Source organism: Streptacidiphilus sp. EB103A (assembly GCF_041261405.1).
Taxonomy (GTDB): Bacteria; Actinomycetota; Actinomycetes; order Streptomycetales; family Streptomycetaceae; genus Streptacidiphilus.
Genome location: NZ_JBGCAQ010000007.1, coordinates 125516 through 146686, shown reverse-complemented (window position 1 = coordinate 146686; position 21171 = coordinate 125516). Strand labels below are relative to the sequence as shown.

At 71.3% G+C, this 21171-nt stretch carries 18 protein-coding genes and 2 tRNA genes; 15 read left to right on the top strand and 5 right to left on the bottom strand.

The window, feature by feature from the left end; all coding sequences use genetic code 11:
* Positions 1-40: 40 nt before the first annotated feature.
* The gene (locus ABH941_RS13575) at positions 41-1537 is read right to left on the bottom strand and encodes an aldehyde dehydrogenase family protein (protein ID WP_370129267.1); all 1497 of its coding nucleotides are present in this window, start codon (positions 1535-1537) and stop codon (positions 41-43) included.
* A 279-nt stretch (positions 1538-1816) separates the two neighbouring features.
* Here ABH941_RS13575 and ABH941_RS13570 point away from each other — a divergent pair, with 279 nt between their 5' ends.
* The 9 genes from ABH941_RS13570 to ABH941_RS13530 all read left to right on the top strand — a co-directional run bounded on the left by ABH941_RS13570 (position 1817) and on the right by ABH941_RS13530 (position 13733).
* Positions 1817-4279 carry an FAD-dependent oxidoreductase gene (locus ABH941_RS13570; RefSeq protein ID WP_370129487.1) on the top strand — a complete coding sequence of 821 codons (2463 nt, stop codon included), beginning with the start codon at positions 1817-1819 and terminating at the stop codon, positions 4277-4279.
* 40 nt (positions 4280-4319) lie between these two features.
* Entirely contained in the window at positions 4320-5486 is a 1167-nt protein-coding gene (gene solA / locus ABH941_RS13565) for an N-methyl-L-tryptophan oxidase (protein WP_370129266.1), read from the top strand.
* Between the two features lie 37 nt (positions 5487-5523).
* Positions 5524-6645: an aromatic ring-hydroxylating dioxygenase subunit alpha gene (locus ABH941_RS13560; protein WP_370129265.1), complete on the top strand. Its 1122-nt coding sequence runs from the start codon at positions 5524-5526 to the stop codon at positions 6643-6645.
* 69 nt (positions 6646-6714) lie between these two features.
* Positions 6715-7800 carry an S-(hydroxymethyl)mycothiol dehydrogenase gene (locus tag ABH941_RS13555; RefSeq protein ID WP_370129263.1) on the top strand — a complete coding sequence of 362 codons (1086 nt, stop codon included), beginning with the start codon at positions 6715-6717 and terminating at the stop codon, positions 7798-7800.
* Positions 7800-8429: an MBL fold metallo-hydrolase gene (locus tag ABH941_RS13550; protein WP_370129262.1), complete on the top strand. Its 630-nt coding sequence runs from the start codon at positions 7800-7802 to the stop codon at positions 8427-8429. The genes ABH941_RS13555 and ABH941_RS13550 overlap by 1 nt, the downstream gene beginning before the upstream one ends.
* Before the next feature lie 139 nt (positions 8430-8568).
* On the top strand, positions 8569-9555 hold the full coding sequence (locus ABH941_RS13545; protein WP_370129261.1) for a GNAT family N-acetyltransferase: 987 nt from the start codon (positions 8569-8571) through the stop codon (positions 9553-9555).
* A gap of 95 nt (positions 9556-9650) precedes the next feature.
* Positions 9651-10076 (top strand): OsmC family protein, encoded by a 426-nt coding sequence (locus ABH941_RS13540; RefSeq protein ID WP_370129260.1) that lies wholly within the window; start codon positions 9651-9653, stop codon positions 10074-10076.
* A 208-nt stretch (positions 10077-10284) separates the two neighbouring features.
* The gene (locus ABH941_RS13535; protein ID WP_370129259.1) at positions 10285-12162 is read left to right on the top strand and encodes a putative bifunctional diguanylate cyclase/phosphodiesterase; all 1878 of its coding nucleotides are present in this window, start codon (positions 10285-10287) and stop codon (positions 12160-12162) included.
* 50 nt (positions 12163-12212) lie between these two features.
* On the top strand, positions 12213-13733 hold the full coding sequence (locus tag ABH941_RS13530; RefSeq protein WP_370129258.1) for a phytoene desaturase family protein: 1521 nt from the start codon (positions 12213-12215) through the stop codon (positions 13731-13733).
* 7 nt (positions 13734-13740) lie between these two features.
* Here ABH941_RS13530 and ABH941_RS13525 read toward each other — a convergent pair whose 3' ends face one another.
* Positions 13741-14658, bottom strand: a complete 918-nt coding sequence (locus tag ABH941_RS13525; RefSeq protein WP_370129257.1) for a serine protein kinase RIO — start codon at positions 14656-14658, stop codon at positions 13741-13743.
* 293 nt (positions 14659-14951) lie between these two features.
* A tRNA-Lys gene (locus ABH941_RS13520) sits at positions 14952-15025 on the bottom strand.
* A gap of 184 nt (positions 15026-15209) precedes the next feature.
* Here ABH941_RS13520 and ABH941_RS13515 point away from each other — a divergent pair.
* From ABH941_RS13515 to ABH941_RS13500, 4 genes are all read left to right on the top strand, one after another.
* Positions 15210-15812: a Uma2 family endonuclease gene (locus ABH941_RS13515; RefSeq protein WP_370129256.1), complete on the top strand. Its 603-nt coding sequence runs from the start codon at positions 15210-15212 to the stop codon at positions 15810-15812.
* Between the two features lie 177 nt (positions 15813-15989).
* Positions 15990-16316 (top strand): chorismate mutase, encoded by a 327-nt coding sequence (locus tag ABH941_RS13510; protein ID WP_370129255.1) that lies wholly within the window; start codon positions 15990-15992, stop codon positions 16314-16316.
* Between the two features lie 69 nt (positions 16317-16385).
* Positions 16386-16763 carry a YkvA family protein gene (locus ABH941_RS13505; protein ID WP_370129253.1) on the top strand — a complete coding sequence of 126 codons (378 nt, stop codon included), beginning with the start codon at positions 16386-16388 and terminating at the stop codon, positions 16761-16763.
* Between the two features lie 160 nt (positions 16764-16923).
* On the top strand, positions 16924-17922 hold the full coding sequence (locus tag ABH941_RS13500; RefSeq protein ID WP_370129251.1) for a decaprenyl-phosphate phosphoribosyltransferase: 999 nt from the start codon (positions 16924-16926) through the stop codon (positions 17920-17922).
* A gap of 758 nt (positions 17923-18680) precedes the next feature.
* Here the strand turns inward: ABH941_RS13500 and ABH941_RS13495 are convergent.
* The gene (locus ABH941_RS13495) at positions 18681-19655 is read right to left on the bottom strand and encodes an acetylxylan esterase (protein WP_370129250.1); all 975 of its coding nucleotides are present in this window, start codon (positions 19653-19655) and stop codon (positions 18681-18683) included.
* A 250-nt stretch (positions 19656-19905) separates the two neighbouring features.
* On the opposite strand from ABH941_RS13495, the gene ABH941_RS13490 reads away from it, so the two are divergent.
* Positions 19906-20232, top strand: a complete 327-nt coding sequence (locus tag ABH941_RS13490) for a hypothetical protein (protein ID WP_370129249.1) — start codon at positions 19906-19908, stop codon at positions 20230-20232.
* Positions 20225-20926 carry a class F sortase gene (locus ABH941_RS13485; RefSeq protein ID WP_370129248.1) on the top strand — a complete coding sequence of 234 codons (702 nt, stop codon included), beginning with the start codon at positions 20225-20227 and terminating at the stop codon, positions 20924-20926. The genes ABH941_RS13490 and ABH941_RS13485 overlap by 8 nt, the downstream gene beginning before the upstream one ends.
* 79 nt (positions 20927-21005) lie before the next feature.
* Here ABH941_RS13485 and ABH941_RS13480 read toward each other — a convergent pair.
* Positions 21006-21079, bottom strand: a tRNA-Lys gene (locus ABH941_RS13480).
* Between the last annotated feature and the right edge of the window lie 92 nt (positions 21080-21171).

Sequence of the window (21171 nt, the reverse complement as noted above, 5' to 3'; positions counted from 1 at the left end):
AGAGCCGGAGGGGCGTGAGGGACAGGGAATTGACGGGGTATCAACCAGCGAACCACCGCTGGGGAGCGGGACTGACGGTGCGCCAGATGTGCTTGGCCTCCTGGTACTCGTGGAGTCCAGAGGGGCCGAGTTCGCGTCCGGTGCCGGACTGCTTGAAACCGCCCCACTCGGCCTGCGGCACATAGGGGTGGTAGTCGTTGATCCAGACGGTGCCGAGCCGCAACCGGGCGGCGACGCGCTCGCCGCGCCCGGCGTCCTGGGTCCAGACGGCGCCGGCCAGGCCGTAGGGGGTGTCGTTGGCGAGTGCCACGACCTCGTCCTCCTCGTCGAAGAGCTCGACGGTGAGGACGGGGCCGAAGACCTCCTCGCGGATGATGGTCATCCCGGCGTGGCAGCCGTCCAGCACGGTGGGACGGAGGAAGAAGCCGTCCTGCAGTTCGGGTTCGAGGGGCCTGCCGCCGCCCGCGCGGAGGATCGCGCCCTCGGCGAGGGCGCCGGCGATGTGGGCCTCGACCTTGGCGCGGTGCTCGGCGGTGACCAGCGGGCCGGTCTCGGAGTCCTTGTCCAGGCCGTCGCCGACCCGGATCAGCTCGGCGCGGCGGGCGAGTTCGGCGACGAACCGCTCGTGCAGGCTGCGGTGCAGCAGCAGCCGTGAGCCGGCCGAGCAGACCTGGCCGGAGTGCACGAAGGCGGCGGAGAGCGCGAAGTCCACGGCGGCGTCGAAGTCGGCGTCGGCGAAGACGATGTTGGGGTTCTTGCCGCCGAGCTCCAGGGCGACCTTCTTGACCGTCTCGGCGGCCGCGCGCATCACCGAACGGCCGCTGACCCCGCCGCCGGTGAAGGAGACCAGGTCGACCAGCGGGTGCTCGGCGAGCACCGCGCCCACCGCGCCGCCGCCGAGGACCAGGTTGGCGGTGCCGTCCGGCGCGCCCGCGTCGGCGAGCTTCTCCTGCAGGATGCGGAACAGCCGCACGGTGGTGAGCGGGGTGACCTCGCTGGGCTTGGCGACCACCGTGTTACCCGCGCCGAGCGCCGGGGCGACCTTCCAACTGATCTGCAGCAGCGGGTAGTTCCATGGGGTGATCAGGCCGCAGACGCCGACCGGCTCGTGCACGACACGGCTGACCACGTCGGGCCGGCCGACGTCCACCGCGCGTCCGGCCTCGGTGGCGACCAGGGCCGCGTAGTAGCGGAAGACCGACGTGGCGTCGTCCACGTCGATCCGGCCCTCCTCCAGGGTCTTGCCGGTGTCCAGGGTCTCCAGCCGGGCCAGCTCCTCGCGCTGCTCCTGCAGGGCCTCGGCGGTGGCGGTGAGCACGGCCGCGCGCCGCGCGGCGGGGGCCTGCGCCCAGGAGCCCTCGTCGAAGGCGGCGCGCGCGGCACGGATCGCCCGGTCCACGTCGTCCGTGGTGGCCTCGGGGACCTGGGCGATCACGGACGCGTCGAAGGGGTTGACGACGGCGCGTTGTCCGCCGTCGGAGGCTTCTGTCCACTCGCCGTTGATGAACAGGGAAGCTGCGTCACTGGCTAGGGGCATGGGAGAGCCTCCTCGCAGAGTTGCGCAATCCGGGACAGCTATCCCTATGCGCAACGGTTTCGCCGAGTATGGAAGGGGTGCCCCGGGGTGTCAAGGGGCTCCGACCGTACGACGCCTTGCTGTGATCTTCGTTGGTGATCGCCACCGGCGCGACCTGTGTGGACGCGGTCTTGACAGGTGCGTCTGGCGGCCCGAACCTGTTTCTCATCACGCACGCCAATGCGCCATATGCAACACGACCATGTGGTGACAGCCTCCGAGGGGACGGTTCCTTTGACTGTGCACACCCCCGATCAGCCCCGCGTCGTCATCGTCGGTGCCGGGATCGTCGGCTGTGCGCTCAGCGACGAGCTCACCGCCCGCGGCTGGACCGACGTCACCGTGCTGGAGCAGGGCCCCCTCTTCGCCACCGGCGGCTCCAGCTCGCACGCTCCCGGACTGGTCTTCCAGACGAACTCCTCCAAGACCATGACCGAGTTCGCCTCCTACACCGTGCGCAAGTACTCCTCGCTCACCCTGGACGGCCAGTGGTGCTTCCAGCAGCTGGGCGGCCTGGAGCTGGCCACCACCCCGGAGCGCCTCACCGATCTGCACCGCAAGCACGGCCTGGCCACCTCCTGGGGCGTCGAGGGCAGCATCCTCGACCCGGCCGAGTGCGCCGCCCTGCACCCGCTGCTCGACCAGGACCGGATCCTCGGCGGCCTGCACGTCCCCTCCGACGGGCTCGCCAAGGCGTTGCGGGCCGGCGAGGCCCAGGCCCGCCAGGCCGCCGCGCGCGGCGCCCGCTTCCTGGGCCACCACACCGTCACCGGTTTCGAGTCCGCGAACGGCCGGGTCACCGGCGTCGTCACCGACCAGGGCAGCTTCCCCGCGGACATCGTGGTCTCCTGCGCCGGCTTCTGGGGCCCCAGGATCGGCGCGATGGCCGGGGTCGAGGTCCCCCTCGTCCCGCTGGCCCACCAGTACGCCAGGACCGCGCCGCTGCCCGAGCTGGCCGGCCGGAACTCCGAGGCGGCCGAGGCCGGGAAGCCGATCCTGCGGCACCAGGACCGCGACCTCTACTACCGCGAGCACGTCGACCGGATCGGCATCGGCTCCTACGCCCACCGCCCGATGCCCGTCGACCTCGCCTCGGTCAGCCACCCGAGTGAGACGACGGGCTCCGGCATGCCGTCGATGCTGCCGTTCACCGAGGAGGACTTCGCGCCCTCCTGGGCCGACGCGGCAGAACTGCTCCCCGCGCTCGGGCGCAGCAAGGTCGAGGAGGGCTTCAACGGCATCTTCTCCTTCACCACCGACGGCATGCCGCTGCTGGGCGAGGCGCCGGAGCTGCGCGGCTTCTGGGTCGCCGAGGCGGTCTGGGTCACCCACTCGGCGGGCGTGGCCAAGGCGATGGCCGAGTGGCTGATCGAGGGCGCCCCGCGCACCGACGTCCATGAGTGCGACCTGGCCCGCTTCGAGGACGTCCAGCTCGCGCCCTCGTACGTGATGCAGCGGTCCTGCCAGAACTTCGTCGAGGTCTACGACATCATCCACCCGCTGCAGCCGATGGAGGAGCCCCGCCCCCTGCGGGTCAGCCCCTTCCACCAGCGGCAGCAGGCTCTGGGCGCCGTCTTCCTGGAGGGCGGCGGCTGGGAGCGCCCGCACTGGTACGAGGCCAACGCCCAACTGCCCGAGGTGGCCGGTGTTCCCGGGCGCGGCGCGTGGGCCTCCCGCTACTGGTCGCCGATCGCCGGGGCCGAGGCCCTCGCCACCCGCGAGCGGGTCGCCCTCTTCGACATGACGCCGCTCAAGCGGCTGGAGGTCACCGGCCCCGGGTCGCTGGCATTCCTGCAGTATCTGACGACCAATCAACTGGACAAGCCGGTCGGCGCCGTGACGTACACCCTGCTGCTGGACGAGACCGGCGGCGTGCGCAGCGACCTGACCGTGGCGCGGCTCGGCGAGCAGCGCTTCCAGGTCGGCGCCAACGGCAACCTCGACCTGGACTGGCTCACCCGGCACCTGCCCGCGGACGGCTCGGTCCAGGTCCGCGACATCACCGCCGGGACCTGCTGCCTGGGCGTCTGGGGCCCGCTCGCCCGCGACCTGGTCCAGCCGCTCACCGACGCCGACTTCTCGCACAAGGGATTCGGCTACTTCAAGGCCAAGCGCGCGTACCTCGGCAACGTCCCGGTCACCGCGATGCGCCTGTCCTATGTCGGCGAACTCGGCTGGGAGCTCTACACCACCGCCGACTGCGGCCCCAAGCTCTGGGACACCCTCTGGGAGGCGGGGCAGCGACACGGCGTGGTCGCCGCCGGACGCAGCGCCTTCAACAGCCTCCGGCTGGAGAAGGGTTACCGCTCCTGGGGGACCGACATGACCGCGGAGCACAACCCCTACGAGGCCGGCGTCGGCTTCGCGGTCCGGATGGACAAGGGCGACTTCCTCGGCCGAGACGCCCTGACCGGGCTCGGCGACGCGACCGTCGCCCGCAGGCTGGTCCCGCTGCTGCTCGACGACCCTGCGGCCGTGGTGCTGGGCAAGGAGCCGGTGTTCTTCGACGGCGCCCCGGCCGGCTATGTCACCAGCGCCGCCTACGCCTACACCCTCGGTAAGTCGATCGCCTACGCGTGGCTGCCGAGCGCCGCGACCGCGCCCGGAACCTCCGTCCAGGTGGAGTACTTCGGCGAACGGCTCTCGGCCGTGGTCGCCGAGGAGCCCCTGTTCGACCCCAAGATGACCCGCATTCGCCGCTGACACCCTGACCGAAGGTCGAAGACCGAACAGGAGAATCGCCATGACCGAGTCGTACGACGTCATCGTGGTGGGCCTCGGCGGCATGGGCAGTGCCGCCGCCTACCGGCTCGCCGAGCGCGGGCAGCGCGTCCTCGGCCTGGAGAAGTTCCCGCCGGGCCACAACCGGGGCTCCAGCCACGGTGGTTCCCGGATCACCCGCCAGGCGTACTTCGAGGACCCGGCGTACGTTCCGCTGCTGCTGCGCGCCTATGAGCTGTGGGAGCAGATCGAGCACGACTCCGGCCGTACCATCGCCACCCTCACCGGCGGTGTGATGGTCGGCAGGCCGGACAGTCTCACCGTCTCCGGCAGCCTGCGCAGCGCCCTGGAGTGGGGCCTGGACCACGAGATGCTCGACGCCGCCGAACTCCGGCGCCGTTTCCCGACCCTGAGCCCCGCCGACGACGAGGTGGCCTTCTACGAGGCCAAGGCCGGGTTCGTCCGGCCCGAGTCCAGCGTGCTCGCCCACCTCTACCTGGCCGGCCGGGCCGGGGCCGACCTGCACTTCCAGGAGCCCGTCCACAGCTGGACCGCCAACCCCTCCGGCAGCGGCGTCCGGGTCACCACCGCCGAGGGCGTCTACACCGCGGAACGGCTGGTCATCTGCCCCGGCGCCTGGGCGCCGAGCCTGCTGGACGACCTCGGCATCGACTTCACCATCGAGCGCCAGGTCATGTACTGGTTCGCGCCCCAGGGCGGGGTGGCGCCGTTCCGGCCCGAGCGGCACCCCATCTACATCTGGGAGCTGGGTGGCGGCGAGCAGTTCTACGGCTTCCCCGCCATCGACGGCCCGGGCGGCGGCGCCAAGGTCGCCATGTTCCGCGGCGGCGTCCCCTGCACCGCCGACACCATCGACCGGCGGGTGCACCCCGAGGAGGTCGAGTACATCTCCGCGCGGCTGCGTCCGCGGATCCCGTCGCTGCCCGGCCCGCTGCTCAAGGCCGCCACCTGCATGTACACCAACACGGCAGACGAGCACTTCGTCATCGCCCCGCACCCGTTGCACCAGCAGGTCACCGTCGCCTGCGGCTTCTCCGGGCACGGCTTCAAGTTCGTGCCCGTGGTCGGCGAGATCGTCGCCGATCTCGCGGTGGACGGCTCCACCCGGCACCCGATCTCCCTCTTCGACCCCGCCAGGCTCCGGACCGACCGCGCCCTCGCCTCCTGACGGTTCGTCAACCATTGTTCCGAGAAAGGCCGCTGCCGTGACCGCGACCGAGCTTCCGCCGAGCCTGATCCGCACCCTGCCGGGCTCCTCCTACACCGACCCGCAGATCTTCGCCCTGGAGCAGGAGAAGATCTTCGAGCAGATGTGGTTCTGCGCCGTGCGCGCCTCCGAGCTGGGGAAGCCCGGCGCCTTCCGCACCGTCCAGGTCGGCCGGGAGAGCGTGCTCATCACCCGGGCCCGGGACAACAGCGTCAAGGCGTTCCTCAACATCTGCCGCCACCGCGGCGCCAAGCTCTGCACCGAGGAGTCCGGAGAGGTCAAGCGCGCCTTCCAGTGCCCGTACCACGCCTGGACCTACGGCCTGGACGGCAAGCTGGTCGCCGCGCCCAACCTGACCAGCATGCCCGACGTCGACCGCACCACCTACGGCCTCGTGCCGGTCCAGGTGCGGGAGTGGCTGGGCTATGTGTGGGTCTGCCTGGCGGACGAGCCGCCGTCCTTCGAGGCGGACGTGATCGGCGCGGCCACCGAGCGGCTGGGCACGCCCGAGGCCATCGAGCACTACCAGATCGACGACCTCTCGGTCGGCCGCCGGATCACCTACGAGGTGAAGGCCAACTGGAAGCTCATCATCGAGAACTTCATGGAGTGCTACCACTGCGCCACCATCCACCCCGAACTCACCGAGGTGCTCCCGGAGTTCGCCGGCGGCTACGCCGCGCAGTACTACGTCGGGCACGGCGCGGAGTTCGCCGAGGAGGTCACCGGCTTCACCGTGGACGGCAGCGACGGCGTGGACCGGATCCCCGGCGTCGACGAGGCGCAGGACCGGCGCTACTACGCGGTCACCGTCAAGCCGCAGGTCTTCATCAACCTGGTGCCCGACCACGTGATCTTCCACCGGATGTACCCGCTGGCCGCCGACCGCACCGTCGTGGAGTGCGACTGGCTCTTCCTCAAGGACGTGGTGGAGTCCGGAAAGGACGTCTCCCGCTCGGTGGAGCTCTTCCACCGGGTCAACGTCCAGGACTTCGACGCCTGCGAGCGCTGCCAGCCGACGATGGACTCGCGCGCCTACCGGGCCGGCGGGGTGCTGGTGCCCAGCGAGCACCACATCGCGATGTTCCACGACTGGGTCACCGACCGACTGCGTGGCTGATGCGGGGACGTACGTCCGTGCATACGATCAGTGACCAGACCACCCGAGAGCTGTGAGAGGTTGTCCCCGATGTCCCAGAAGGTGCAAGGCATCGTGGCCGGAGGCAAGGGCGCCCCGGTCCGACTGGAAACGATCATCGTCCCCGACCCGGGGCCGGGCGAGGCGGTGGTCCAGGTGCAGGCGTGCGGTGTGTGCCACACCGACCTGCACTACCGGGAGGGCGGCATCAACGACGACTTCCCGTTCCTGCTCGGACACGAGGCGGCCGGCGTGGTGGAGTCGGTGGGCGAGGGCGTCACCGAGGTCGCGCCGGGCGACTACGTCATCCTCAACTGGCGGGCGGTGTGCGGACAGTGCCGCGCGTGTCTGCGAGGGCGGCCGTGGTACTGCTTCAACACCCACAACGCCAAGCAGCGGATGACCCTGGACGACGGCACCGAACTCTCGCCTGCGCTCGGCATCGGCGCGTTCGTGGAGAAGACGCTGGTCGCCGCCGGGCAGTGCACCAAGGTCGACCCGGCCGCCTCCCCGGCCGCCGCCGGGCTGCTGGGCTGCGGTGTGATGGCCGGCCTCGGCGCGGCGATCAACACCGGCAACGTCGGACGCGGCGACTCGGTGGCCGTCATCGGCTGCGGCGGCGTCGGCAACGCGGCCGTCGCGGGCTCCCGGCTGGCCGGCGCGTCCAGGATCATCGCGGTGGACGTGGACGACCGGAAGCTGGCCACCGCGCTGCGGCTCGGCGCCACCCACACCGTCAACTCCCGCTCGGTGGACGCGGTCGAGGCCATCCGCGAGCTCACCGGCGGCAACGGCGCCGACGTCGTCATCGAGGCGGTCGGCCGCCCGGAGACGTACAAGCAGGCGTTCTACGCCCGCGACCTGGCCGGCACCGTCGTGCTGGTCGGCGTGCCCACGCCCGAGATGCAGCTGGAGCTGCCGCTGCTGGACGTCTTCGGGCGCGGCGGTGCGCTGAAGTCCAGCTGGTACGGCGACTGCCTGCCCTCCCGCGACTTCCCGATGCTGATCGACCTCTATCTGCAGGGACGCCTCGACCTGGACGCGTTCGTCACCGAGACCATCCCGCTTGACGGCGTCGAGGCCGCTTTCGCCCGGATGCACGACGGCGACGTGCTCCGCTCGGTGGTGGTCTTCTGATGGCCGCCCGGGTCGAACGCCTCGTCACCTCCGGCACCTTCTCGCTGGACGGCGGCACCTGGGAGGTGGACAACAACGTCTGGATCGTCGGCGACGACAGCGAGGCGATCGTCATCGACGCCGCGCACGACGCCGACGCCATCGCCGAGGCCCTCGGCGGCCGGCGGCTGCTCGCCATCGTCTGCACCCACGCCCACAACGACCACATCGACGCCGCCCCGGCCCTCGCCGACCGCACCGGCGCGCCGATCCTGCTGCACCTGGACGACCGCATCCTCTGGAAGCAGACGCACGCCGACCGCGACCCGGACGGCGACCTCGCCGACGGCACCGTGCTCAGCGTCGCCGGCACCGAGCTGCGCTCGCTGCACACCCCGGGGCACAGCCCCGGCGGCGTCTGCCTCTACGCGCCGGACCTGGGCACCGTCTTCACCGGCGACACCCTCTTCTGCGGCGGTCCTGGGGCGACCGGGCGCTCCTTCTCCGACTTCCCGACGATCGTCCGCTCCATCCGCGACCGGCTGCTGACCCTTCCGCCGGACACCGTCGTCCGCACCGGCCACGGCGACCCCACCTCGATCGGAGCGGAGGCCCCGGAACTCGACGCCTGGATCGCCCGGGGACACTGAATGACGTGACGTCAACTCCTGTTCGGCTTGCCATGGATCCCATCTGAAAAGTGACTTGATTCACAACCTGATCGCTCTGTCGCCGGGGCCGGGTGGAGGCGCATTCTGTGGGGACCATGGCGGACCAGGGAGGCTGCGCGTGAGCGAGAAGCTCGGACAGACACGGATCGTGCGACTCGCCGAGGCGGACCCGAGCGACGCGGAGATCGCGGGCTGGCACCAGGTGCGGACAGCGGGCGCGGACGGGATCGAGTCCGGGTCCGGATCCGGGTCCGATGCTCCCGAGCCGTCGGCGTCCGTCGTGCGCTGGCTGGCCTGGGACGGGGACACCGCCGTCGGCCTGGCCTGGGTGCGGCTGCACCACGCCGAGGGCAGGCGGCAGGTCGCCGACTGCCGGATCTCGGTGCTCGGTGACGGGTACGGTCAGGGCGTCGCCGGGGCGCTGCTCGACGAGGTCGTCGCGGTGGCCGTGGCGGACGGCCGGAGCGAGCTGCTGACCAGCACCCCGGTCGGCTCCGCCGGTGAGGAGTTCCTGGTCGGGGCCGGGTTCGCGCTGGGAGCGGACCTCTGCCGGCTACGGCTCCGGGTCGCCGACTGCGACCAGGACGCGCTGCGCGCCACCGTCAAGGCCGTGAGCGACGGCTACAGCCTGGTGCGCTGGCAGGGGGTCCCGCCGAGCGACCTGATCGGCCCGTTCGCGGCCACCCGTGAGGCGATGAACGACACGCCCGCCGACGCGCCGGACCATCTCGTCTGGGACGAGGACCGGGTCCGGGCCAACGCCAGGTCCGCGGCCGACCGCGGTCAGACCCTGCTCACGGTCGCCGCGCTCGGGCTGGACGAGGAGGGCGCCGAGGTGGTCGCCGGGTTCAGCGAGATCGCCCTGGAGGGCGGCGGCAGCGTCCGGGCCCGGCAGTCCGACACGGTCGTGCTCCGGGGACACCGCGGCCGGGGCCTCGGCCTGTGGGTGAAGGCGGCCATGCTGGAGTGGCTCATCGGCGCCCACCCGGAGGTCGAGGAGGTACTGACGGCCTGCCTGGTCAGCAACACCCACATGATCGCCATCAATGAGCAGATCGGCTTCCTGCCGATCAACGGTGAGCGGCACTACCGACTGGCCCTGTAGCGACCGAGTGGCACGGCAGGTGCGCTGCGGTCGGGCGGGCTAGGGTGAGCAGGGCACCACCGCCACCACCGCATCGATCGCAGGAGGTATCCGGCGTGGCAACCACACGTGTCGCAACGACTGTTTGGGAAGGTTCGCTGACGGAGGGCAAGGGAGTCGTCTCCCTGGTCACCTCCGGTGTCGGCGAGTTCCCGGTGTCCTGGGCCTCGCGGGCCGAGGCCGCGAACGGGAAGACCAGTCCGGAGGAGCTGATCGCGGCCGCCCACTCCAGCTGCTTCTCGATGGCGCTGTCGCACGGCCTCACCGGGGCCGGCACTCCGCCGACCCAGCTGGAGACCTCGGCCGACGTGACCTTCCAGCCGGGTACCGGAATCACCGGCATCCATCTGACGGTCAAGGGCACCGTGCCCGGCCTGGACGAGGCCGACTTCGTCAAGGCGGCCGAGGACGCCAAAGCCAACTGCCCGGTGAGCAAGGCGCTTTCGGGCACCACGATCACGCTCACGGCGAGCCTGGCCTGATCCGGCGCACACCGTGCACCGCCCGGTGCCCCCGACCGCTCCGGTCGGGGGCACCGGCGCGTTCGGAGGGTTTCGCGCCGCCGCGCCACCTGCTGCGCTGTCCCCGCAGGAGTGAATCGTTCCGGGAATGGTGGCCGGGTCGATCCCGCCCATTTATGATCACAACCGTGCGTAGCGGCTGATCGAGAGCATGTGGGACGGGAGAGCTGTGCCAGGCCCGAGCGGTGGCGGCAATGAGGGAGGCGGCATCGCGGGGGCAGGCAACACCGAGGGAGGCAACACCGGGGGAGGCAACGGAGCGGACGGCAACGGGACGGAGGCGGAGGCCGTGGATCTCGCCCAGGCACTGCACGCCAGTGAGACTCGCTTCCGTGCCGCGTTCACCGACGCCGGCATCGGCATGGCCCTGGTCGATCCCGAGGACCGCATCATCGAGGCCAATCCGGCCCTCGCCGAGATGCTGGGCCACTCCGTCCCCGACCTGATCCGGCTGCACATCCATGAGCTGCTGGACGTCGAGGAGGAGGCGCGCCGGGTCTACCTGGAGCTGCTGCGCGGCGACCGGGACCGGATCCGGCTGGAGAAGCGGCTCAAGCACCGCGGCGGCCACGCCGTGTGGACCAATGTCACCATCTCGCTGATCCGCGACGCCGACGGCCGCCCCCAGTACACCCTGGCCATGGTGGAGGACGTCTCCGAGGCCCGGCGGCTCGGCGACCGGCTGCACTACCAGGCCGTGCACGACCCGCTGACCATGCTGCCGAACCGTTCACTCTTCTTCGACCGGCTGGCCGGGGCCTTCGCCGAGGCCGACCAGCGGATCGGCCTGTGCTACCTCGACCTGGACGGCTTCGCCGCCATCAACGACACCCTGGGCCACCATGTCGGCGACGATCTGCTGGTCGCCGTGGCCGAGCGGCTGGAGCAGCGGTTCGTCGCCCGGGGTCACCTGGTGGCCAGGATGGGCGGGGACGAGTTCGCCGTGCTGGTGCCGCGCAGCGCCGGACCCGAGGAGCTGACGGCGCTGGCGGCGGAGGTGGTGGCCCTGCTCTCGGCCCCCTACGACCTGGCCGGACAGCGGGTGGTGGCCACCGCCAGCGTGGGCGTCGTGGAGCGTCCGGTCCCCGGCACCACACCCACCGATCTGGTCCGGGACGCGGACGCCACCCTGAGCTGGGCCAAGAGCGACGGCAGGGCCCGCTGGGCGCTCTACGACCCGGAGCGGATCGCCAGCCAGACCACCCGCCAGCTGCTGGCGACGACGATGCTCCCGGCGCTGGAGCGCGGTGAGTTCGTGGTGGAGTACCAGCCGCTGGTCTCGCTCCAGGGCGCGCCGGAGGCGGCGGCCCTGTGCGGGGTCGAGGCCCTGGTGCGCTGGCAGCACCCGGAGTTCGGCAAGCTCTCGCCGGACCGCTTCATCGGCATCGCCGAGGAGACCGGTGCCATCGTGCCGCTGGGACGCTGGGTGCTGGAGGCGGCGTGCGCCGAGGGACGGGCCTGGCTGGAGCGCTTCCCGGAGAGCGAACTGTTCGTCAGCGTCAATCTGGCGGCCCGGCAGTTCTGGGACTCCGACGTGGTCGCCGACGTCGCCGAGATCCTGGGCAGCACCCGGTTCCCGGCCAGGCTGCTGCAGCTGGAGCTCACCGAGAGCGCGGTGATGGGCCCGGCCGGACGCCCGCTGGAGGCGCTGCACGCGCTCGCCGCGATGGGGGTGCGCATCGCCATCGACGACTTCGGCACCGGCTACTCCAATCTCGCCTACCTCAGCCGGCTGCCGGTGCACGTCCTCAAACTGGACGGCAGCTTCCTGGAGGGCTTCCAGGAGGGCGGCACCGAGGCCACCGCGGCGGTGGCAGGCCCGGCCCGGTACGCCCGCAGGCAGGCGGCGGACGAGCAGATCGTGCTGGCCCTGGTGCAGCTGGCGCACGCCCTGGGGCTGACGGTCACCGCCGAGGGCGTGGAGAGCGCGCTGCAGGCCGACCGGCTGCGCGACGCCGGCTGCGACACCGCACAGGGCTGGCACTTCGGGCGGGCGATGCCGCCGGAGGCGATCCTGGCGCTGCTGACCGAACGGCGATCCGGCTGAGGCGTCGTGGGGTTGTGGCTCCCGGCGTCCCGGCGTGGTTGGCTGCTGGGGTGCGCTCCCCACTGACGTCCCGACCCGGCCCGGCATCCCGACCCGGCCCGACTTCCTGCCGTTCCGACGGCACCGCCGCCGTCATCGGCAGCGGTCCCAACGGTCTGGCTGCGGCCGTGGTCCTGGCCCGGGCCGGACTGCAGGTCACGGTGTACGAGGCGGCCGGGGAGTTCGGCGGCGGGCTGCGCACCGTCCCGCTGTTCGAGCCCGACACCGTCCATGACATCTGCTCGGCCGGACACCCCATGGCCGCCGCCTCGCCCTTCTTCCATACCTTCGACCTGCCCGCGCACGGCGTACGGCTGCTCACCCCCGAGCTCTCCTACGCCCACCCGCTGGCCGGCGGCCGGGCCGCCCTGGCCTGGCGCGACCTGGCCGCCACCGCGACGGGCCTGGGCGTGGACGGCCCCGCCTGGACCCGGCTGATGACGCCGCTGATGGAGCACAGCCGCGAACTGGTCGGCCTGATGCTGTCCGACCTGCGCCGCCCGCCCGCCGATCTGGCGCTCGCCCTGCTGCTCGCCCCCCGGATGCTGCGCCACGGCACCCCGCTGGCGCGGCTCCAGTTCCGCGGAGAGCAGGCCGGCGCGCTGCTCTCCGGGGTGGCCGCGCACGCCTTCGGACGGCTGCCCAGCCTCACCGGCGGCGCCATCGCCCTGCTGCTGGGGCATCTCGCGCACACCAGCGGCTGGCCGGTCCCCGAGGGCGGCAGCGCGGCCATCGCCCGGGCCCTGGCCGACGATCTCACCACGCACGGCGGAAAGATCCACACCGGGGTGCGGATCGACGACCTACGCGAGGTGCGACCGGCCCGGATCGTGCTCGCCGACCTCGGCCCGCGCGAGTTCCTGCGGGTCGCCGGTCCGGACCTGCCCCCGCGCTACGCCGCCGCGCTGTCCGCCTTTCGCTACGGCCCGGCCGCCGCCAAGACCGACTTCCTGCTGTCCGAACGGGTCCCCTGGACCCATCCCGACCTGGCCCGGGCCGGGACGGTCCACATCGGCGGCACCCGGGCCGAGGTCTTCGCCCAGGAGACCCGCAACGCCCGCGGGCTGGCCTCGGAACGCCCCTTCGTCCTGGTCATGGACCCGGTCGCGGCCGACCCGGGCCGGGGCCGCCCCGGCAGGTACCCGCTGTGGGCGTACGCCCATGTCCCGCACGGCAGCCCGGCCGACGCGAGTGCGGAGATCATCGCCGGGATCGAGCGGCACGCCCCGGGGTTCCGCGACACCATCACCGCGCAACGCTCGCTCAGCGCGCCGCAGTTGGAGGCGTACAACGCCAACTACACCGGCGGCGACATCGGCGCCGGAGCGGTGACGATGCGTCAGAGCCTTATGCGTCCCGTCCCCCGCTGGGACCCCTACCGGACCCCGCTGCCGGGCGTCTACCTCTGCTCCGCCTCCACTCCGCCGGGACCCGGCGTCCACGGCATGTCCGGCTACCTCGCCGCCCGTTCGGCGCTGCGCCGGGAGCTGGGCATCCGCATCCCCAGGCTCCCGGCGCCGTCCTCGGTCTGACCCGTCGTCAGTCCAGCCGCGCGTCGAAGGCCAGCTCCCGGGCCAGTCCCTCGACGCGCTCCTCGGCGAGCCCCCGCGCGGCGAACCAGGCGCCGACGTTGCGGACGTCGCGTTCGAGGAAGGAGCGGCCGCGGGGGTTGGCGATGACGTCGACGATCTGCGGGACGTCGATGATGACCAGGCGTCCCTCGTGGACCAGGATGTTGTAGGCGGACAGGTCGCCGTGGGCGTAACCGGCCCGGGCGAACAGCGCGAGATTGCGGGTCAGTTGCTCCCACAGATCCTCCAGATCGGCGTCCTCGCTGCGGAGTTGGGCCAGCCTTGGGGCGGCCGCGCCGGAGCGGTCGCCGATGAACTCCATCAGGATCTCGGTGCCGGTGATCTGCACCGGGTAGGGCACCGCCACGCCCGAGGACCACAGCCGGCACAGCGCCGAGAACTCGGCGGCGGCCCACTGACCGGCGATGGCCTGCTTGCCGAAGTCGGTGCGCTTGGCCATGGCGCGGCTGACCCGGGACTCCTTGTGGGCTCGGCCCTCCAGGTAGCCGGAGTCGCGGTGGAACATCCGGTGCTGCCCGTCGCGGTAGCGCTTGGCGGCCAGCAGGGTGCGCCGGTCGGTGCCGGGAACGCCGCGCTCCAGCAGGAAGACGTCGCCCTCCTTACCGGTCTTGACGATGCCGAGCTCGGAGTCGACGGCGCCCAGCTCCGTCACCACCCAGTCGGGACGCGGCTCGGGACCCTTCTCGGTCGGGGTCGACTGGTCCCAGGTGCTCCAGCGGTCGCCCTCGGGCGGGCCGTCGGACGTGGAACCGGTGTGGGCGAAGTAGTCGTCGTACTCGGCTTCTTCGTTGAGGCGGTTGTGCTTGCCGCCGCCCTTGGGGCGGACGCGGCTGTAGGACTCACTGTCGGAATAGCTGTCGCGCACGGGAGGGGCTCCTGTGGGATGGCCCACCGGAGCGCGTGGTCAGCTCAGCCGGCAGGCAGATGGCGAGAAATGAGGTGAAGAGGCGTCTGGCGCGCAGGCGTGAACGCGCCGCGTCATGGCGGCAACCACGGAGACGCACCTCCTCTCTCGTCACGGCCGGGCGATGGACAGCCCGGTATCGCAGGAACTCGATCACCTTAGCGAGTCCTCGGCACCGCGCAACCGAGTTATTCGGCCCGGAAACGACACTGGGGTCCAGCTCCGAAGAGCTGGACCCCAGGTCCTGCAGGCTGTGCGCCGCCAGGGACTCGAACCCCGGACCCGCTGATTAAGAGTCAGCTGCTCTAACCAACTGAGCTAGCGGCGCTTGGTGACTTGAAAGAGATTACATGATCCGACCGGGAATGCCGAATCGGCTCTCGGGCCGGTGCTGACCTGGCCGGATGTGCTTGTAGGAGCGCCGGCACCATGCGGTGCTTTACTGAGGAGAGAGGCCTGCGACCAAGGCCTCGCCGCCGTACCCTTCCCGTGACCCTCTGTGAGGACCGCTGATGTCGGAACCGGTCGACGCCAAGGCGTATGCGCGCATGCGCAAGATTGCTGATGAGCTGTGGCCCTTGGCTGAGGAGCTCGAGGGCGCGTGGGCTGTTGAGATCGGGGCGGCGGGAGTCGTCGTGATGATGAGCCCGGTCAAGCGCCATGAAGGTATTGCCGCCCGAATCGTGCTGCAGATCAACGCCCAGATGCCGGCTACTCATCCAAACACAGATGTGATTGCCCAGTCGGGGGCGGAGATCGAGGACCCCGCCATAGGGCGTATGCGTCGGCCCGATGCGGTCGTGGTTCCACTGGCTGTCCTGGACGAGCCGGGCGCAACTGTGGACCCGGCTGAACTGCTGGCCGTTGTTGAGGTCGTCTCGAAGTCGAACCCCGACAACGACTACGTAGAGAAGGCCGCCGACTACCCGGCTATGGGAATCCCCCTCTATCTGTTGGCCGACCCCCGTAAGGGCCTCGTCTACACCTACGCCACCCCCTGCCCGGGCTCGGACGGCCCCCGTTACGCCGACGTGCGCGAATACCACTTCGGTGACGCCGTCCCCTTCGGCCCTTGGTCGATCGACACCTCCGGCTTCAAGCGCTACGACGACTGACGGGCCGGGGGGCGCCCGGGGCGACAGGTCAGGCCTGTTCGGAGCCGCAATTCCTGTGGATGATCCTGCTTCGGTATCCTCAGAGCCGGCGTCGCTGCCCCGAGCTGCGGCGACGTGGGACGTGGGCGGAGCCTTCCCCGTCCCGGACAGTCCACGCACCACCCACGGGGGACCACGATGACCGAGAGCCGCGCCGCCGAGAACAACGAGGCGGTGGACGCTCACGCGCTGGCGGAGCTGTCCCGTCTGCGGGGGAGCATCGACAACATCGACGCGGCGATCGTCCATATGCTCGCCGAGCGCTTCAAGTGCACCCAGGAGGTCGGGCGGCTGAAGGCCGAGTACCGTCTGCCCGCGGCCGATCCGGGCCGTGAGCGCGAGCAGATCGAGCGGCTGCGGGAGCTCGCCGAGAACGCCCGGCTGGACCCGGCCTTCGCGGAGAAGTTCCTGAACTTCATCATCGCCGAGGTCATCCGCCACCACGAGACCATCGCCCGGGCCTGAGCGGTACTGATCCTCTCGGCGGCGGGTAGGAGCAGCGCAGCAACCCCGCTCCTGCCCTGCGAGGGAACCATGAAGAAGGCCGCCCCACTGCCCGCCGCCAAGCGACGGCCCCTGGACCGGATGTCCGTCGGCCGATCGGCGTGGGGGCTGTACCGGGAGACCAGACGGCCCGGCGCGCCCGGACTGATCCGCCGCCTGGTCGCCGCGCCGCTGCTGGTCAAGGATGTGACCTTCGGCCGCTACCCGGGTCTGAGGCCGGGGCGGCTCTACGGGTTCTTGCTGCTGACGGCCGTGTATGTGGTCAGCCCCATCGACGCCATACCCGACTTCATCCCGGTGATCGGCTGGGGTGACGACACCCTGGTGGTGCTCTGGTTCATGAACGGCCTGATGCGCGAGTCGGGCCGGTACGTCGAGTGGAGGCGGGCTGGCTGCCTGGCCGCCTAAGGGGTTCCGCCGAACGGGGGATCGTCGGCCCGAGGGCACCGGGGGTGTCGCTTTTATAGGTTTATGTGATGCTCTGGCTGTTGACGATGAACCCTATGGCCAGGGAAGCAGGACAGTGCGGCGCTGACGGGGCGGCAGCGATACCGGTGGTGATCGGCTGATGTCGGAGCAGCTGAACGGGTCCATACCCGTCGACCCGGCCGATCCCCTGCTGGACCGCTTCGCCGCCCTGATACCGGCCGGTGAGCGGACGCCGCTGAGGCTCGCCGCAGGACTGCTGCAGACGGCCAGGCCGCGTCAGTGGATCAAGAATGTGCTGGTGGTGGCCGCCCCGGTGGCCGCCGGCGACCTGTTCGCCCGCACCGTCCCGCTGCGCCTCGCGGTGGCCTTCCTGGTCTTCACCTGCGCCTCCGCCGCGGTCTACCTGGTCAACGACGCCAAGGACGTGCACGCGGACCGGCGCCACCCGGTGAAGTGCCACCGCCCGGTCGCCTCCGGGCTGGTCCCGGTACGGCTCGCCTACGCGACCGGGCTGGTGCTCGCCGCACTCGCCGTCACGGCCGCGCTGCTGCTCTGCAGTACGGCGGCCGCCGTGGTGGTGGTCGCCTACCTGGTCATGCAGTTCGCCTACTGCACCTCGCTGAAGCACATGCTGCTGGTCGACCTGGCCGTGGTCGCCACCGGATTCCTGCTGCGCGCCATGGTCGGCGGTCTCGCCGTCGGGCTGCCGCTGTCGCGCTGGTTCCTGATCACGGCGGGGTTCGGCGCCCTGTTCATGGTGTCCGCCAAGCGCTACTCGGAACTGCTGCTGATGCGCGACCACGGCGGCCGCAGCCGCGCCCTGCTGGACGCCTACAGCGACACCTACCTGCGCTTCGTCTGGCAGCTCGCCGGCGGCGTGACCGTACTCAGCTACTGCCTCTGGGCCCTGGGCACCGCCGGCGCTGCGGACCCCGCGGCGGGAGCGGGCGCGGCCGGACTGCTGCCCTGGCGCCAGCTCTCCATCGTCCCCTTCGTGCTCGGTGTGATGCGCTACGCCGTCTTCGCCGACCGGGGCACCGCAGGAGCCCCGGAGGAGATTTTGCTGAAGGACCGCCCCCTGCAGCTCATCGCCGCGGCCTGGCTCGCCGTGTACGGGCTGGCGGTCTGGAACCTCTGAACGCGGCGGAGGGGCAGGGTGCGACTCGGGTCCGGCGCGGAGCGCTTCGCGGTGGGCGGGGGTGGCGCTCCACGGTTGCAACGGCAGCGTGTGGTGGGGCGTGCGGCCCGCCGTTTCCCGGGCTCCGCCCGGAAGGAAGCGGCTCCCTCCCCAAGCACTTCGTGCAGGGGATACCCCATGCGCGACAACGGCCGGGGGTGGCCCAGGTCCGGCGCGGAGCGCTCGCCTGGGGCGCGGGGCGGGGGACTTCGCGCCCGCCGTTCGGGGGTTGGGGAAGTCCAGCCTCACCCTGGGGAGTGCTGGACCCGCTCAGCGAGTCGGATCTACCCCAGGCCGAGGCCAGACTTCCCCAGCGACCTCTCCCAGGGCCATTTGAGCGGTTTGGCGGGCTGCTGGGGGGAGTTACACCCACGCTGGGGGGCGCAGCAACCATATATGGGGGTAATTCACCCCAGCATGGTTGTAACTCCCCCCAGCACGGGCAATCCGGCCCGAAGAAAGGTTTCTGCAGCCCCGGTACCGGCGCGCACCCGGCAACGCACGCCCCACCAACCGCCCCCTCCTCGTGGTTGCCGCGAGGCGGAGCCGAGCCACCCCAGCCCGGCACCGACCGATGTGCCCCACGGAGGCGACGGACGGTCAGCGGGAGCAATCGCGCACGTCGGAGACGGGGGCGGGACGGGGGCTCGGCCGGGAGAGGGATCCCGCTGCCCCGACGGTGGAGCCCCACCTCCCCCGACCGCTCTCCTGCCGGACCCTCAGCCCTGCCGGAGCCGCTGCGGCAGCCAGGCCAGTTGGGCGGCCTGCTGGAACGGGCCGCCGCCCTCGTGGCCGTTGAAGTCGTACACCTCGATCGCCTTGTCCTCGTTCGCGTAGGCGTTGAACGCGGCGAAGACCGTGGACGGCGGGCAGACCTCGTCCTCCAGCGCGGTGGAGAAGAGCGCAGGTGCGCCGGCGCGGGCCGCGAAGTGCACGCCGTCGAAGTAGCCGAGGGTGCGGCGGGCCTGCTCGATCCGGTTGCGGTGGGTCTTCAGGTAGTTGCCGACCTCGCGGTAGGGGTGGCTGTCGGTCAGCGTGATCGCACGCGGGAAGTCGCAGAGGAACGGGACGTCCGGCGCGACCGCCACCAGGTCGGGGACCAGGCCGCTGACGGCCAGGGTGATCCCGCCGCCCTGGCTGACCCCGGTCACGGCGGTGCGCGAGGCGTCGGTGAGCGGGTGCGAGCGGGCCGCCTCGACGGCGCGCACCCCGTCGGCGAAGACCCGGCGGTAGTAGTAGTCGTGCGGGTCCTCGATGCCCCTGGTCATGAAGCCGGGGTAGGCGGGCGTGCTGCCTACCGGGTCGGGGGTGTCGCCGGTCGCCCAGCCGCTGCCCTGACCACGGGTGTCCATGACGAAGTGGGCGAAACCGGCCGAGGCCCAGAGCAGATGGGTGTGCGCCTGTCCCCGTCCGCCGCCGTAGCCGATGAACTCCACCACCAGCGGCAGCGGTTCGACCGTTCCGGCCGGCAGCACGAACCACCCCTTGACCGGCTGCCCGCCGTACCCGGCGAAGGTCACGTCGTAGGTCTCCACCGTGGACAGCCCGGTCTCGACCCGTTCGAAGCGTGCGGCGAGGTCGTGCGCCCGGGTCTCGGCCAGGGTCTTGGACCAGAACTGGTCGAAGTCGGCGGGCTCGGCCGCCGAACTGCGGTAGCTGCGGAGCTTGTCCAGGGGCAGGTCGAACAGGGCCATCGTCCGTCATCCTTCGTCATGCATCGCCGCTGAGCTGATCGGATGATCATTCCATCTCGGGTCGGTCCTCGGCTGCACCTGACGGACCGTTAGGCCATTGGACTCGATCTCTGCTCCGTCCGTTGGAATCCGGATGCGAACGCGATTCGCCGGGACCGGGCCTGGATACCCCTCTGCCCACGATGGACGCACCCCCGTGGCCGCCGACCGGTGTCCGCGCTGTCGTCCAGTTCAGTTCCCGGAGGATTGCATGAACCTTCTTCGCAGCGCAGGAACGGGCATGGCCGTCCTGGCACTCGCTCTCGGTGCGGCCGGCCCGGTCTACGCCGCGGCCGCTCCCGCCGTGTCCCACGTGGCCGGCGTCAAGGCGGACGGCCCGTCCGCCGGCGACGACTCCCCCTGGGCCGGGCGGCGCCACCACCGTCACCACCACCACTTCGGCCGTGACCGTGACGACCGCTTCGGCCGTGACCGCGACGACCGCCGTGGCCACCACCACCACGAGCACGGTGTCGACGCGGGTGGCGGCGCCATGGCGAGCTCGGTTGCCTCGCTGACGCAGCACATCGGTGGCTGAGAGCCTGACCTCCGCCCGTGGCCGCCACCGGATTCCGGTGGCGGCCACGGGCGCGCTCCTGGTCGGAGCGGCGATCTCGGTACTGAGCGGGTGCGGGCACACCGCGACGCCCGCGCACTCGCTCCCCGGTCCGTCGCCCAGCGCGGTCGCCGGCACCGTCCGACCCGCGCCGTCCACCCCGGCCGCGGAGGCGGCGAGGCTCTCCGCGGACGGCCTGACCAAGTCCACTCCCCAGCGGGTCGACATCCCCTCCATCGGAGTGCACGCGCCACTGGCCAGGATGGGCCGGGCCGACGACGGCACGGTGGAGACCCCGCCCTTCTCCGAGCCGGGCACCGCCGGCTGGTACGGGGGGTCCGTCACGCCCGGGGAGGTGGGCACCTCGCTGATCGTCGGGCATGTGGACACCCACCGCGGCCCCGCGGTCTTCTACCTGCTCAGCGCGCTCCGCCAGGGGGATCCGGTCGAGGTCGACCGGTCCGACCACAGCACGGCGGTGTTCACCGTCGACTCCGTCCGGGCGATCCTGCGGACCGACTTCGACGACCGGAAGGTCTACGCCGACGCCTCCCGGCCCGAACTCCGTCTGATCACCTGCGGCGGCACCTTCGACCGGAAGACGCAGGAGTACTCCAGCAACGTCGTCGTGTTCGCACACCTCACCGGGGTGCACCGGACCGGGGCCAAGCAGTGAACCGGTAAAGCGGTGCAGCGCTGCAGCGCAAGAGAACGGGGTCCGGCTCCCAAGAGCCGGACCCCGTTCCCGCAGGCTGTGCGCCGCCAGGGACTCGAACCCCGGACCCGCTGATTAAGAGTCAGCTGCTCTAACCAACTGAGCTAGCGGCGCGTGCTGACGTGGAAGACCATACAGGACCCGGGCCCCAAACGCTGAATCGGATTCCCGGACGGTACGGCCGTTGAATCGCTGTTGATCGGGTC

Coding starts and splice junctions, on each gene's coding strand:
- ABH941_RS13575 (WP_370129267.1), bottom strand. CDS start 1,537: ATGCCCCTAGCCAGTGACGCAGCTTCCCTGTTCATCAACGGCGAGTGG.
- solA (WP_370129266.1), top strand. CDS start 4,320: ATGACCGAGTCGTACGACGTCATCGTGGTGGGCCTCGGCGGCATGGGC.
- ABH941_RS13555 (WP_370129263.1), top strand. CDS start 6,715: ATGTCCCAGAAGGTGCAAGGCATCGTGGCCGGAGGCAAGGGCGCCCCG.
- ABH941_RS13550 (WP_370129262.1), top strand. CDS start 7,800: ATGGCCGCCCGGGTCGAACGCCTCGTCACCTCCGGCACCTTCTCGCTG.
- ABH941_RS13515 (WP_370129256.1), top strand. CDS start 15,210: ATGTCGGAACCGGTCGACGCCAAGGCGTATGCGCGCATGCGCAAGATT.
- ABH941_RS13510 (WP_370129255.1), top strand. CDS start 15,990: ATGACCGAGAGCCGCGCCGCCGAGAACAACGAGGCGGTGGACGCTCAC.
- ABH941_RS13505 (WP_370129253.1), top strand. CDS start 16,386: ATGAAGAAGGCCGCCCCACTGCCCGCCGCCAAGCGACGGCCCCTGGAC.
- ABH941_RS13500 (WP_370129251.1), top strand. CDS start 16,924: ATGTCGGAGCAGCTGAACGGGTCCATACCCGTCGACCCGGCCGATCCC.
- ABH941_RS13495 (WP_370129250.1), bottom strand. CDS start 19,655: ATGGCCCTGTTCGACCTGCCCCTGGACAAGCTCCGCAGCTACCGCAGT.
- ABH941_RS13490 (WP_370129249.1), top strand. CDS start 19,906: ATGAACCTTCTTCGCAGCGCAGGAACGGGCATGGCCGTCCTGGCACTC.